Origin of the sequence: Rhizobium sophorae (assembly GCF_013087515.1) — a bacterium.
GTDB lineage: Bacteria > Pseudomonadota > Alphaproteobacteria > Rhizobiales > Rhizobiaceae > Rhizobium > Rhizobium sophorae.
The window spans coordinates 52,530-65,586 of the sequence record NZ_JABFCN010000033.1; the positions used below are offsets into that span (position 1 = coordinate 52,530).

The 13,057-nt window shown below is 59.5% G+C and carries 13 protein-coding genes; 11 read left to right on the forward strand and 2 right to left on the reverse strand.

Annotated features, from left to right (window positions below; all coding sequences use genetic code 11):
• Nucleotides 1-6: 6 nt before the first annotated feature.
• Nucleotides 7-1,932 carry a PAS domain S-box protein gene (locus tag G9X64_RS20010; protein WP_171377272.1) on the reverse strand — a complete coding sequence of 642 codons (1,926 nt, stop codon included), beginning with the start codon at nt 1,930-1,932 and terminating at the stop codon, nt 7-9.
• Nucleotides 1,933-1,959: 27 nt separating this feature from the next.
• Complete coding sequence (locus tag G9X64_RS20015) at nt 1,960-2,691, reverse strand: Crp/Fnr family transcriptional regulator (protein ID WP_171377273.1); 732 nt, start codon at nt 2,689-2,691, stop codon at nt 1,960-1,962.
• A 227-nt stretch (nt 2,692-2,918) separates the two neighbouring features.
• Between G9X64_RS20015 and ccoN the strand changes: the two genes are divergently transcribed.
• The 11 genes from ccoN to ccmI form a co-directional block, all read left to right on the forward strand.
• Nucleotides 2,919-4,544, forward strand: a complete 1,626-nt coding sequence (gene ccoN / locus G9X64_RS20020) for a cytochrome-c oxidase, cbb3-type subunit I (RefSeq protein WP_171377274.1) — start codon at nt 2,919-2,921, stop codon at nt 4,542-4,544.
• A gap of 8 nt (nt 4,545-4,552) precedes the next feature.
• Complete coding sequence (ccoO, locus tag G9X64_RS20025) at nt 4,553-5,287, forward strand: cytochrome-c oxidase, cbb3-type subunit II (protein ID WP_171377275.1); 735 nt, start codon at nt 4,553-4,555, stop codon at nt 5,285-5,287.
• Nucleotides 5,288-5,295: 8 nt separating this feature from the next.
• Nucleotides 5,296-5,448, forward strand: a complete 153-nt coding sequence (locus G9X64_RS20030) for a CcoQ/FixQ family Cbb3-type cytochrome c oxidase assembly chaperone (protein ID WP_017969139.1) — start codon at nt 5,296-5,298, stop codon at nt 5,446-5,448.
• Nucleotide 5,449: 1 nt separating this feature from the next.
• The gene (gene ccoP / locus G9X64_RS20035; RefSeq protein WP_171377276.1) at nt 5,450-6,313 is read left to right on the forward strand and encodes a cytochrome-c oxidase, cbb3-type subunit III; all 864 of its coding nucleotides are present in this window, start codon (nt 5,450-5,452) and stop codon (nt 6,311-6,313) included.
• 11 nt (nt 6,314-6,324) lie between these two features.
• Nucleotides 6,325-6,510, forward strand: coding sequence for a hypothetical protein (locus G9X64_RS20040; RefSeq protein WP_168309498.1), 186 nt, complete (start codon nt 6,325-6,327; stop codon nt 6,508-6,510).
• A gap of 174 nt (nt 6,511-6,684) precedes the next feature.
• Nucleotides 6,685-8,253, forward strand: coding sequence for a cytochrome c oxidase accessory protein CcoG (gene ccoG, locus G9X64_RS20045; protein WP_171377277.1), 1,569 nt, complete (start codon nt 6,685-6,687; stop codon nt 8,251-8,253).
• Nucleotides 8,250-8,735 carry a FixH family protein gene (locus tag G9X64_RS20050; protein ID WP_171377278.1) on the forward strand — a complete coding sequence of 162 codons (486 nt, stop codon included), beginning with the start codon at nt 8,250-8,252 and terminating at the stop codon, nt 8,733-8,735. The genes ccoG and G9X64_RS20050 overlap by 4 nt, the downstream gene beginning before the upstream one ends.
• Nucleotides 8,732-11,017, forward strand: coding sequence for a cation-translocating P-type ATPase (locus G9X64_RS20055; RefSeq protein WP_171377279.1), 2,286 nt, complete (start codon nt 8,732-8,734; stop codon nt 11,015-11,017). Before G9X64_RS20050 ends, G9X64_RS20055 begins: the two co-directional genes overlap by 4 nt.
• On the forward strand, nt 11,014-11,172 hold the full coding sequence (gene ccoS, locus G9X64_RS20060) for a cbb3-type cytochrome oxidase assembly protein CcoS (RefSeq protein ID WP_168309494.1): 159 nt from the start codon (nt 11,014-11,016) through the stop codon (nt 11,170-11,172). The genes G9X64_RS20055 and ccoS overlap by 4 nt, the downstream gene beginning before the upstream one ends.
• Before the next feature lie 34 nt (nt 11,173-11,206).
• A complete protein-coding gene (locus G9X64_RS20065) occupies nt 11,207-11,878 on the forward strand; it encodes a Crp/Fnr family transcriptional regulator (RefSeq protein WP_171377280.1) in 672 nt (223 codons plus the stop codon).
• A 101-nt stretch (nt 11,879-11,979) separates the two neighbouring features.
• On the forward strand, nt 11,980-13,057 hold a 1,078-nt coding region (gene ccmI / locus G9X64_RS20070; protein ID WP_171377281.1), incomplete at its 3' end, for a c-type cytochrome biogenesis protein CcmI.

Below are 13,057 nucleotides of genomic sequence, written 5' to 3' on the forward strand. Positions count from 1 at the left end.
CTGGAGTCAATTCGCGTCGAGAAGTTCGCGGATCCTCAACGCCAGCTCCTTGGCGGTATAGGGTTTGCGCAGCCACCGGGCGCCCGGAACAGTATCATTGCCTGCGAGACCCGGTTCGGAATATCCCGATGTGAAGAGCACGGCAATGTCGGGCCGTAAAATACGCACCTCTCTTGCGAGCTCGTCACCCGTCATCCCGCCCGGCATCACGATGTCGGTAAAAAGCAGTGCAATGTCAGTGTTTTTCCTCAGGAGATCGAGCGCGCGGTGACCGTTTTCGGCTTCGCGCACTGTATAGCCCATCGAGGCGAGCCTTGCGACGGCTACGCGGCGAACACGGGCGTCATCTTCGACGACGAGCACGACTTCGTCCCCTTGCGGCAGTTGGCTCTCACCCGCGCCATGGTCCAGTGCCGCCTCCTGAGGCTTCCCGCCATTGGTGGCGGGGAGATATATCCGAACTGTCGTGCCGCGCCCCACCTCACTGTAAATCTGCAGATGCCCACCCGATTGCTTGACGAAGCCATAGACCATGCTCAGTCCGAGACCTGTGCCCGAGCCGACTTCCTTTGTCGTGAAAAATGGCTCTATCGCATGCTTCCTGACCTCCTCCGTCATGCCGGAACCGGTATCCGTCATCGTGACGAGCACGAAATTGCCGCTGCGTAGCTCCGGATACATTTTCGCATAGTCGGCATCGAGATAGACGCGCGAGATCGTCGTCGTCAGACTGCCGCCCTTGGGCATGGCGTCCCTTGCGTTCAAAGCGATGTTCAGAATGGCGTTCTGGAGCTGCGAGCTGTCCACAAGGACATTCAGGCCAGATCCATCGATGACGGTCGACAACCTGATATTTTCGCCGAGCGTTCGACGGAGCAGATCCGAGAAGCCGCTCACAACTTGACCAAGATCGGCGTGCTTCGGATTCAACGGCTGTCGCCGACCGAAAGCGAGCAGTTGAGCCGTGAGAACAGCTCCGTCCTCCGCCGCGGCCTGAGCCTCTCCCAGCATTTCACGAAGGTTGCCGGGCGGCAGCTTGTCCTCGATCATTTCGAGATTGCCGCTGATGACGGTGAGCAGGTTGTTGAAGTCGTGCGCGATGCCTCCGGTCAACTGCCCGACAGCTTCCATCTTCTGTGACTGGCGAAGATCTTCCTCGATTTTGTAACGGCTGGTGAGGTCGCGGATAAAACCGGTGAATATCCGCTCTCCGTTTGCCGTCGCTTCGCCGACGTGGAGTTCCATCGGAAATTGCGAACCGTCGGCCCGCTGACCGGTGACGACACGCCCGTAGCCGATGATGCGTTTCTCGCCCGTATCGATATAGTGATCGATGTAACCGTCGTGAGCATCGCGATAGGGGTTCGGCATAAGGTTGCTCACGTTGCGGCCGCAAATTTGATCGGAAGACATTCCAAACAGCTTCTCGGCAGCCTTGCTGAACGAAAGCACCATTCCCTTGTCATCGATCACCACCATGGCGTCCGGCACGGTGTCCAGGATCGAGCTCAGATGTGCCTCGCGGGATTTGACCACCTCTTGCGCTCGCTTCAACGCGCTGACGTCGCTGTTTGTCTGGATGACGGCAAGATCGCCATCCGGCGAATTGACCAGCACGCAACGAGAGGCAACATGAATGTCGTGCCCGCTCTTGTGACGATGAATGATTTCACCCTGCCAGAAGCCGCGCGACTTCAGTTGGTTGCGGATGTTTTCCACCGGTTCCGGGAACTGCGTCGCCAGCAATTCGTGCACCTTCTCCCCGACCGCTTCCTCTCTTGCCCAGCCATACATATTCTCGCAGCCAATGGACCAATGCGTGACAGTTCCATCAAAACGGTGGATCAGGATGTCGGCTCCGTCCAGCATGTGCACCATGGCATCTAGTTCCTGGGACGATACGGTTCTCGGTGATATGAGGCGGTGAGGCATGAAGGTCGGTCCTGCGGCTTCGTTACGTCAGTGCAGGCTGACCCTATGACAGGATTTCTCGAAAAAATCATCAGCGTCGCCGGACAACTGCGTAAGAACGGCGAGATTGACGATTCGCAAGTCATGCCTGCCCTCTGGAGCGACGACGTTTCGCGATGCAAGTTTGGTGAGGGTGCGAGACACGGTTTCAATGGTCAAGCCGAGATGGTCTGCAATGTCCTGCCGGTTCATGGGGACGCGCAGAAGGCTCTGCCGCGCCTGGGGATTGCGGCGGGATGCCAGCTTCGCGATGAAACTGCACAGGCGCTCTTCTGCATTCTTCTTCGAGAGCAGTACCATCTGTTCGTGTGCGGCAGCCGTCTCCTGGCAGAGCAGGGAAATATATGCGGTGTGAAGAGCATCCGACCGCGCGACTTCATCGTGGAAGCTTTTCCGGGATACGCGGCGAATCCTGCATTCGGTAACGGCTTCCGCGGTGAAGAGGAAATCGCTTTGCAGCGATGCGCCGATCAGGTCGCCGGCGAAGCAAAACGCGGTTATCACACGGCGGCCCTCGCCGACGATGCGATAGAGACGAACAACCCCCTCCACGACCTGGAAGAGATGGTTTGCCTCGTCGCCCTCCCAGCAGATGGCTCTCCCGGCGGAGACGGGCTCCATTGCGGAGGCGAGGAAGAGCGCAGACAAAGATCGACCGGCATAGATCGTTTCGTTCGTCATTTCGGCATGTTCGAACGCTTGGTTTTTCTGCATCAGCATCGTCGTGTCCCCATTGTCAGGACATGTACTAGAACGCCCCTGCGTCACACCGGAATGAGTGGACGGTGCCAAAGGGTGAAAGTTTGTAACAGTTTGTAACTGCGGCGGTCTGCGCCCGTCTTACCGTCTGCTCGTTGATGTAGATCAAGGAGCAATTCGCAGCTTCGTGACAGTCCTGCCGAGAAAGCCGGCCGCGACGCGGTCGTTTGTGCACTGGGGACGACATCATGAATTACACAACGGAAACGATGGTGATCACGGTCGCGGCGTTTCTAGCGTTGCTAGGAGCCGCATTCGCCCATGATCATCTCTTTGCGATCCATATGGGCATACTTTCCCTCTGCCTCGTCATCGGCGCTTTGCTGCTGGTCAGGAACGTTGACTTTTCACCGGCAGGCCAGCAGCGCAAAGTCGACACATCCGGTTATTTCGACGAAGTGGTGCGTTATGGCTTGATCGCCACGGTGTTCTGGGGCGTGGTCGGCTTCCTGGTCGGCGTGATCGTCGCGCTGCAACTGGCCTTTCCCGACCTCAACATCGCGCCTTATCTCAATTTCGGAAGGCTGCGGCCCGTTCACACGTCGGCGGTTATCTTCGCCTTCGGTGGCAACGCCCTCATCATGACGTCGTTCTATGTCGTGCAGCGCACCTGTCGCGCCCGTCTTTTCGGCGGGAACCTCGCCTGGTTCGTATTCTGGGGTTACCAGCTTTTTATCGTGATGGCTGCGACCGGATATGTCCTCGGAATCACCCAAGCCCGCGAATATGCCGAACCTGAGTGGTACGTCGACCTCTGGCTGACCATCGTTTGGGTCGCCTATCTCGCTGTGTATCTTGGGACGATCCTCAAGCGCAAAGAGCCGCACATCTACGTGGCAAACTGGTTCTATCTCGGCTTCATCGTCACCATCGCGATGCTGCATGTGGTCAACAACCTGGCCGTTCCGGCCTCGTTTCTTGGCTCTAAAAGCTATTCCGCCTTCTCGGGCGTACAGGACGCGCTGACCCAATGGTGGTACGGCCACAACGCTGTCGGCTTCTTCCTCACCGCCGGCTTCCTGGGCATGATGTACTACTTCGTGCCGAAGCAGGCCAACCGACCCGTCTATTCATACCGGCTTTCGATCATCCACTTCTGGGCACTGATCTTCATGTACATCTGGGCCGGGCCCCATCATCTGCATTACACGGCACTGCCCGACTGGGCCCAGACACTCGGCATGGTCTTCTCGGTAATGCTCTGGATGCCCTCCTGGGGCGGCATGATCAACGGTCTCATGACCCTTTCGGGTGCCTGGGACAAAATCCGCACCGACCCGATCATCCGTATGATGATCGTCGCCATCGCCTTTTACGGGATGTCGACCTTCGAAGGTCCGATGATGTCGGTGAAGACAGTCAATTCGCTCAGCCACTATACAGAATGGACGATCGGTCATGTGCATTCCGGCGCGCTCGGCTGGGTGGGAATGATCACCTTCGGCGCGATCTATTATCTGACGCCGAAGCTATGGGGGCGCGAGCGCCTCTACAGCCCGCGGATGGTCAACTGGCACTTCTGGCTCGCAACCCTCGGGATCGTCATCTACGCCGCCGTCCTTTGGGTTGCCGGCATCCAGCAGGGGCTGATGTGGCGCGAGTATAATTCCCAGGGCTTCCTCGTCTATTCCTTCGCGGAGACGGTCGCGGCCATGTTCCCCTACTACGTGCTGCGCGCGGTGGGCGGAACGCTTTACCTGGCGGGTGGTCTCGTCATGGCCTGGAACGTGTTCATGACGATCCGCGGCCGCGTGCGCGACGAAGCTGCGATCCCAACCACTTTCGTGCCCCAACAAGCACAGCCTGCCGAGTGAGGTGAGACATGGCATCGATACTTGATAAACATAAGATCCTGGAGAAGAACGCGACGCTTCTTCTCGTCGGCTCGCTGCTCGTCGTGAGCATCGGCGGCATCGTCGAAATCGCACCGCTGTTCTACCTGCAGAACACGATTGAAAAGGTGGAAGGCATGCGGCCGTATACGCCGCTCGAGCTGGCCGGACGAAACATCTACATCCGCGAAGGCTGCTACCTCTGCCACAGCCAGATGATCAGACCGTTCCGCGACGAGGTGGAACGCTACGGCCATTACTCGCTCGCGGCCGAGTCCATGTACGATCATCCTTTCCAATGGGGATCCAAACGAACCGGGCCGGATCTGGCCCGTGTCGGCGGACGCTATTCCAACGAATGGCATGTCCAGCATCTCGCCGATCCCCGGGGAGTGGTGCCGGAGTCGATCATGCCGAGGTACGCCTTCCTCAATGAGCAGAGGGTGATGGTCAAGGACGTCGGAATGGACCTGAAGGCCAACGAGGACGTGGGCGTACCTTATAACGACGACATGCTGGCGAATGCGGAAGCCGACATGAAGGCCCAAGCCGATCCGAACGCAGATACGACGGCCCTGCTTGCCCGCTATCCGAAGGCGAAGACCGGCGATTTCGACGGCAATCCCGCTGCGCTGACCGAAATGGATGCCTTAGTGGCCTACCTGCAGATGCTCGGAACGTTGGTCGATTTCTCGACCTACGACGATGCGACCGGCTATCGGTGAGGTGATCCATGGAAACCTATACTGCAATGAGACACTTCGCCGACAGCTGGGGCCTCTTGGCAATGGCGGCATTCTTCGTCGGCGTGGTTGTGTTCACCCTTCGCCCAGGCAGCAAGCAGACGGCGAAAGAGGCCGCCGATATTCCCTTGAAGGATGATTGAGATGTCGGAAGAACATATCGATGAATTTAGCGGCGTCGAAACGACCGGACATGAATGGGACGGCATCCGCGAACTCAACAATCCGATGCCCCGCTGGTGGGTGTGGACCTTCTACGCCACCATTGTCTGGGCGTTGGGCTACGCGATCGCATATCCCGCGATCCCGATGATTACCGACGCTACGAAGGGCATGCTCGGTTTTTCCAGCCGCGCCGAATTGCAGCAGAACCTGGACCAGGCCAAGGCATCGCAAATGCAATTTCATGATCTGATCGCCGCCAAGACAGTACAGGAAATCGATTCTGATTCTGCCCTTCGCGAATTCGCAATCGCCGGCGGCGCGTCAGCATTCAAGGTGAATTGTGCGCCATGCCACGGCTCGGGAGCAAGCGGCGGTCCTGGATTTCCGAACCTCAACGACGACGATTGGCTGTGGGGTGGAGACCTGGATGCCATCCAGACGACGATCGCGCATGGGATTCGCTTCGACGGGGATACGGACACTCATGCTTCCGAGATGCCGCCCTTTGCAGATGTTCTGGACCCCATCCAGACAAGGCAGGTCGCGGCTTACGTCTGGGGGCTGACCAACACGCCGTCGGACCCCGGTCTCGCACAGGCCGGAAAACAGATCTTCGTCGACAACTGCGCCGCGTGTCATGGCGACGATGCCAAAGGAAAAGCCGAAATGGGCGCGCCGGATCTCGCTGATGCGATCTGGCTGAAGGCCCTCGGCGAGGATGCGATCATCCGCCAGGTCGCTTCTCCCAAGCATGGCATCATGCCCGCCTGGGCAGGGCGCCTCGGCGACACGACGGTCAAGGAACTGACGATCTTCGTGCATTCGCTTGGCGGCGGAACGTGAGGAGAAAGGCTATGGCAGCTCATGGCCACGATCCGATCCTCGATCTCTATGGCACGCCGCGCGCAGCGATACGATCACGTGTGTCGGCGCGCGCCAAGGCGCTGCTGCCACCGTCCGATCAGGACGATCCGGCAAAGATCGGCAGTTCGATCATCAGTTTGACCTGCCTCAAAGACCACGAGCAGACCAGCCGCTAGTTGCAGACTTGTCGAGGACGTCCCAGCGGTGTTCGTTCCCCGCGGTTCCTCCAGGCCACGCCCTCTCTCCAGGGCGTGGCCTTTTCCATTGGCGGGAAGACCTTCGTCTTGATCTGCATCAAGGAAAGGATGCGCGGCGGATGGGAAAAGGTCGGGTGAAATCGGATAGGTCCCATGAACCTCTACACTGCACCAGCTCCCGACAGCATCGAACGGCTCAGCGTCGAGCCGGTCAACGCCCGTCGCAATCGGCAGCCACTCTATGCACCTCGGAAGAAGGTTTTTCCCAAGCGTGCAGAGGGGCGATTCCGTCGGTTCAAATGGATCGTCATGCTAGTCACCCTCGGTATCTACTATCTCGCGCCATGGATTCGCTGGGATCGCGGTCCTTACGCGCCTGACCAGGCAATCCTCATCGACCTTTCCTCACGACGCTTCTTCTTTTTCTTCATCGAAATCTGGCCTCAAGAATTTTATTATGTAGCCGGTCTCCTCGTCATGGCGGGGTTCGGCCTGTTTCTCGTCACTTCCGCGGTCGGCCGCGCCTGGTGCGGCTACGCCTGTCCGCAGACCGTCTGGGTCGATCTCTTTCTCGTCGTCGAACGCGCGATCGAAGGCGATCGAAACGCACGAATGAAGCTTGACGCCGCTCCCATGAGTTTTGCCAAGCTGAGGAAGCGTGTCGTCAAGCATTCGATCTGGCTGCTGATCGGCGTCGCCACGGGCGGAGCGTGGATTTTTTATTTTGCCGACGCGCCGAGCCTGCTTGTTTCGCTATTCACTGGCCGCGCTCCTGTAGCCGCCTACACCGCGGTCGCCATCCTTACCGCGACGACCTATGTGCTCGGCGGCCTCATGCGCGAGCAGGTTTGCACCTATATGTGCCCGTGGCCGCGCATCCAGGGTGCGATGCTCGACGAGAATTCTCGCGTCGTCACCTACAATGACTGGCGGGGCGAGCAGCGGTCGCGTCACGCGAAAAAGGCACAAGCCAAGGGCCTGCCGGTGGGCGATTGCGTCGATTGCAATGCCTGCGTTGCGGTGTGCCCGATGGGTATCGACATTCGCGACGGACAGCAGATGGAGTGCATCACATGCGCGCTCTGCATCGACGCCTGCGACGGCGTCATGGACAAGCTCGGAAAGCCTCGCGGCCTGATTGCCTATGCCACGCTGAGCGAATACGCGAGCAACATGTCACTCGCGACCGACGAAGGGCAAACGGCCGTCCAGCCGTCCAGGGTTCGAAACGAGGATGGAAGCTTCGTCCCGGCGATCCGGCACTTCAACTGGCGTATCGTCTTTCGTCCGAGAATCGTCTTTTACGCGGTCGCCTGGGCATCGGTCGGCGTGGCCATGCTGGTCCACCTCGCCTTTCGCGAGCGCCTTGAACTCAACGTCGTTCACGACCGAAACCCCCAATATGTTCTGGAAAGCGACGGCTCACTGCGGAATGGCTACACGCTTCGGATCCTGAACATGGTGCCGACGCCGCGGGATGTGAACATAAGCCTGGTCGGGCTGGAGGGGGCAACGATGCGCATTCCCGAGTTCGGCAAGGAACACGCTCGCCGCTTTACCGTCCATGCCGAACCGGACGCAGCCACGACGCTCAAGGTCTTCGTTACACGCAAGCCCACCGGAGCCGCGATCAATGAATTTCTGTTCGCAATCGAAGATACGGATCACGCCGACCGGGCAACCTACCGCGCGGCGTTCAATGCACCGGGAGACACCAAATGAAGACCTCTGCCCAAGGTTTTACAGGCCTGCACATGCTGGTAGCGACCTCGACCTTCTTTGCTGTTGTGATCGCGGTGAATGTCACCATGGCCTTCTATGCCTCCTCCAGCTGGAGCGGTCTGGTCGTGGAAAATACCTATGTGGCCAGTCAGGAGTTCAACCGCAAAGCGGCGGCGATGAAGGCAATGGCCGCTTCCGGCGTCGTGGGCGATCTCTCCATCAAAGGGCATGAGATCCGCTACGACATTCACGTCAGGAGCGGCGCGCCTGCGACCGTTGACGAAGTCGTGCTGAATTTCAAGCGACCCGTCGGAGATCACGAAGACTTCCACCTCACGCTCAGGAAAACAGCTGCAGGCCGGTTCGAAGCAGATCACAACCTCGCCGAGGGTGACTGGATCGTCGAGGCCATCTCGCGAAACGACGGCTTAGTCGTCATGCATGAGGCCAAACGCATCGATACCACAGAGTTGAACCAATGACCTGCTGCACGATGGACGTGGAAAGCGTGCTTGCTCTCAGCACGACGTCATCCAGTGCCGAAGAGGTCCGCCTTGCCAGCCAGCCGCTCGGCGGCGGATTGCGCCAGTTGGACTTGAGCGTTCCTGATATTCACTGCGGTGGCTGCATTTCGACCATAGAAAGGGCGCTGCTGACACTTCCTTTCGTCAAGACGGCGCGCGTCAATCTCACGGCTCGAAGGGTGACCTGCGTCTACCAGGAGGAGATCGAGACGCATGCCGCCGATCCGTCCGAGATCCTCACAATGATCAACTCCGCCGGATATCGCGCGCATCTCTTTACCCTCTCGGCAGCCGAAAACGACAGAACCAGAAATCAGCTTCTCCTAGCGATCGGCGTTTCCGGTTTTGCGGCTGCCAACATCATGTTGCTTTCGGTATCGGTCTGGTCTGGCGCAGATGCCGCGACACGCGACATGTTTCATTGGATCTCGGCGATGATAGCAGCGCCCGCGCTGGTTTATGCGGGACGCTTTTTCTTCAAATCGGCCTGGAATGCGCTCCGCCGCGGCCGCACCAACATGGACGTTCCGATCTCGCTCGCCGTGACTCTCTCTTATGCCGTTTCACTGTGGGAGACCATCCATCACGGTGAACATGCATGGTTCGACGCGTCGGTTTCGCTGCTCTTCTTCCTGCTGATCGGCAGGACCCTCGATCATATCATGCGGGAAAAGGCTCGGGCGGCGATCAACGGACTCGCAAGGCTGGCGCCGCGCGGAGCCTTGCTGATCAATCCGGACGGATCCCGACGTTACATTGCGGTAGAAGAGATCGCGGTGGGAGATGAAATCTCGATAGCGGCAGGCGAAAGGGTTCCCGTCGATGGCGTAGTGGTCAGCGGAGCAAGCGACGTGGACCTCTCCATCGTCACCGGCGAGAGCAGCCCCGTTGCCGTCGCCAGCAACAGTGAGGTGAGTTCGGGCGCGATGAACCTGACCGGCTCGCTCGTCCTGCGGGCGACGCACATTGCCAAGAATTCGCTTCTTTCGGAGATCATCGGCCTCATGGAAGCCGCCGAGGGTGGAAGAGCTCGCTATCGCAGGATCGCCGATCGCGCTGCGGCGCTCTATTCCCCGGCCGTGCATCTGTTGGCGCTGGTCTCCTTTCTTGCCTGGGGCCTCCTCGGCGGAGACTGGAAACAGGCAATGCTGGTCGCGGTAGCGGTCCTGATCATTACCTGCCCATGCGCATTAGGCCTTGCCGTGCCCGTGGTCCAGGTCGTCGCCGCGGGGGAGCTTTTCCGCAAGGGCATCATGGTGAAGGACGGTTCGGCACTCGAAAGACTGGCCGAGGCGGATATCGTGGCCTTTGACAAAACGGGCACCGTGACGATGGGCAGGCCGCGCCTTGTCAGAGTGGACGCCATGAAAGAGAACGCCACAGCAGTCGCCCGCGGATTGGCCGTGCATTCACGGCATCCTCTTTCTCAGGCTCTGGTGCGGGGCTCCGAAACCGCCCCCATGTCCTTCGACAGCGTCACGGAAATCCCTGGCGGGGGCCTGGAAGCCAGGAAGGGCGCGGACGTCTATCGATTGGGCAACACGGCATTTGCCTGCGGAACCAGCTTCGTGCCCCGCATCGCCGATAGTCCGTTCTCGGAAGTGGTCTTGTCGCAGAATGGCGTCGATCTTGCCCGCTTCTTCTTCGATGACACGCTTCGCCCGGGCGCTCGCGAGGCCATCGGCCAGCTCGACGCAGCCGGCCTTGAAACGCTGATCATGTCCGGCGACAGGCAGACCGTGGTCACCAATACGGCGCATGCTCTGGGCATCGACAGGGCCTTAGGCTCTCTGACGCCGAAACGGAAGGTCGATGAATGCCAGAGGCTGAATGGCGAAGGTCGCCGCGTGCTCATGGTTGGAGACGGGATCAACGACGCCCCTGCCCTTGCGGCGGCCCATGTCTCGATGGCGCCGGCCACGGCTTCCGATATCGGCAGACAGGCCGCCGACCTCGTTTTCTTCAACGATCGCCTCGACGCCGTGCCGGAAGCGATCGCCGTGGCCCGAAGCGCCGCCAGCCTCATCCGGCAGAACTTCGCTCTCGCCATCGGTTACAATGTCCTGGCGGTGCCGATTGCCATCGCCGGATTGGCGACGCCGCTCATAGCGGCAGTGGCGATGTCGACATCTTCGATCATCGTCGTGATGAACGCACTGCGCCTGAACGCGTTCGGCAAACGTTCGGATATGCAAATTCAGGGACGGGTCGGCGGGAGTGAGAAGGTCAAAGCCGCATGAACATGTTGATCTATCTCATACCGATCGCGCTGCTGATGGGAGGAATGGGACTCCTGGCGTTCCTTTGGTCGCTGAAGAGCGGCCAGTACGACGACCTTCAGGGAGCCGCCTGGCGAATCCTCGCCGAGGACGAAAGCGATCGAAGAAAACCCTAACCGCAAACTGGTTCCAAAGACGAAAGGAAGATGGATGCTTGCGAAAAATTCAGTACTTCTGCAGTCCGACCTGTTCGCTGGTTTGGATCAGGCGACTGTGGAACAATTCACCGCAATGGCTCAGGTTGGCACTTTCGCTCCTGACGAGAAGATCATAAGCGAGGGACAGCAGGCATCGTTCGTCTACTGCGTCACGAAGGGGTTTGTCCGACTTTCAAAATCGGAATCCGCTGGGCGCGAGGCTGATATCTGCGTATGCGAGCCGGGCGACACATTTGGCGAATATCTTCTCTCAGGCGGCGGCTCTTACGCTTATAGCGCGTGGTCCGCCGACGGGGCCGAGGTTGCGCTGTTCGAGCTTGCGGAGTTGCGGGCGTTTGCCGACCGACATCCGATCATACACCGGAACGTCATACGCATCATGGCCAGGCATCTGCTCGGCGCGATGGATTGTATTGCGGGTGACCGGCTGCTCACGGCGGCGCAACGTGTGGCAAACTACCTTATGAGCCGCTGCCCCGCCTCGGCGTCCACCTCGCGGGTCACGTTCCGCCTTCCTTACCGGAAGAGAATCCTGGCCGGCAAACTGGGTCTGGCGCCGGAAGCCCTGTCGCGAGCGTTTGCGACGCTCGCCGCATCGGGCGTCGAAGTCAGAGGCAAGATCGTCCTGATCGATAGCGTCGACCTGCTTCGCGAAGCGTGCTGAACCCGAAAAATTGGGATGGAAGAGCTCGGCGTCGTTGACCGGAATCAATGTGCCAACCCCCGGCCTCGGTATGTTCAAGCGCAAAAGGGCGTCTGGACGTTATGGTTATTTGGATTGTTTTCGCGATCATCACGACTGTCATAATCGCCTCTCTTCTTCATCCGCTTGCGTCAGGCCGCGTCCGGTTCAACGACGGTGCGGCTGCGGCCGGTCGGGTCTATCGAGATCAACTTTTCGAACTCGACAGGGAATTGCTGGCGAACGAAATCGGCTGCAACGAGTATGAATACGCACGGGCCGAAACAGCGAGGCGCCTTTTCAAGGCAAGCCAGCAGAAGCAAGAAGAATACCGGAGATTGCCGCATCCGCACAGGTGGCTGAGGTTGGCGATCGCCGCATTTCTGCCTTTGGCAAGCATTGGCCTCTATGGTTTTACGGGTTCGCCCGACATGCCGTCGCTGCCGTTGCAAGCGCGATTGGAGGATCCTGGCCAGGACATTGCAATACTGGTCGCCAGAACAGAGCGCCACCTCGAGGGCAAGCCGGATGATGGCCGCGGATGGGATGTGATCGCTCCAATCTACCTCAGGGCCGGCCGGATCGCCGACGCACGGTCGGCTTACCGCAATGCCCTGCGTCTGCTGGGCCCGGACATTCATCGCCTGGGTGGCCTTGCCGCAGCCCTGATGGCGGAGGCGCATGGTTCGGTGGACAAGGAGACGTTAGACGTCCTGCGACAGATAGTTCAGCTCGAACCTGAAAACCCGCGCGCCCTGTTCTACATCGCTCTCGGCATGGAGCAGACGGGACGAACCGCTGAGGCGCTGATGGCCTTCGAGGCACTTGCCAAGCTGTCGCCAGCGGATGCGCCGTGGCTGCTTCTCGTCAATCAGCACATCGCCGTCAATGGCGGAGTTCCGCTGATCGCCGCCGGGACTGTGGATCGACGTCAAACGATCAAAGTCATGGTGACCGGCCTGGACGCAAAACTTTCCGAAAGCCCGGACGACTTGAATGGCTGGCTCAGGCTGGTTCGATCCTATGCCGTTCTGAACGAGCGATCCCTGGCTGCCGGCGCCCTGAAACGCGGGCTTGCGGCCTTTCCGCCGCCTGGCGAACAGGGCAGGCAATTGCTGGCGCTTGCCAGGGAACTCGGCATAGCCACGGAGGGAGCGACGC

What these genes read in the sequence shown, in the direction of transcription:
- G9X64_RS20030 (WP_017969139.1), top strand. Translation starts at nt 5,296, where the DNA reads ATGGAAACCTATACTGCAATGAGACACTTCGCCGACAGCTGGGGCCTC.
- G9X64_RS20010 (WP_171377272.1), bottom strand. Translation starts at nt 1,932, where the DNA reads ATGCCTCACCGCCTCATATCACCGAGAACCGTATCGTCCCAGGAACTA.
- ccoS (WP_168309494.1), top strand. Translation starts at nt 11,014, where the DNA reads ATGAACATGTTGATCTATCTCATACCGATCGCGCTGCTGATGGGAGGA.
- G9X64_RS20065 (WP_171377280.1), top strand. Translation starts at nt 11,207, where the DNA reads ATGCTTGCGAAAAATTCAGTACTTCTGCAGTCCGACCTGTTCGCTGGT.
- G9X64_RS20015 (WP_171377273.1), bottom strand. Translation starts at nt 2,691, where the DNA reads ATGCTGATGCAGAAAAACCAAGCGTTCGAACATGCCGAAATGACGAAC.
- G9X64_RS20055 (WP_171377279.1), top strand. Translation starts at nt 8,732, where the DNA reads ATGACCTGCTGCACGATGGACGTGGAAAGCGTGCTTGCTCTCAGCACG.
- ccoG (WP_171377277.1), top strand. Translation starts at nt 6,685, where the DNA reads ATGAACCTCTACACTGCACCAGCTCCCGACAGCATCGAACGGCTCAGC.
- G9X64_RS20040 (WP_168309498.1), top strand. Translation starts at nt 6,325, where the DNA reads ATGGCAGCTCATGGCCACGATCCGATCCTCGATCTCTATGGCACGCCG.
- ccoN (WP_171377274.1), top strand. Translation starts at nt 2,919, where the DNA reads ATGAATTACACAACGGAAACGATGGTGATCACGGTCGCGGCGTTTCTA.
- ccoO (WP_171377275.1), top strand. Translation starts at nt 4,553, where the DNA reads ATGGCATCGATACTTGATAAACATAAGATCCTGGAGAAGAACGCGACG.
- ccoP (WP_171377276.1), top strand. Translation starts at nt 5,450, where the DNA reads ATGTCGGAAGAACATATCGATGAATTTAGCGGCGTCGAAACGACCGGA.
- G9X64_RS20050 (WP_171377278.1), top strand. Translation starts at nt 8,250, where the DNA reads ATGAAGACCTCTGCCCAAGGTTTTACAGGCCTGCACATGCTGGTAGCG.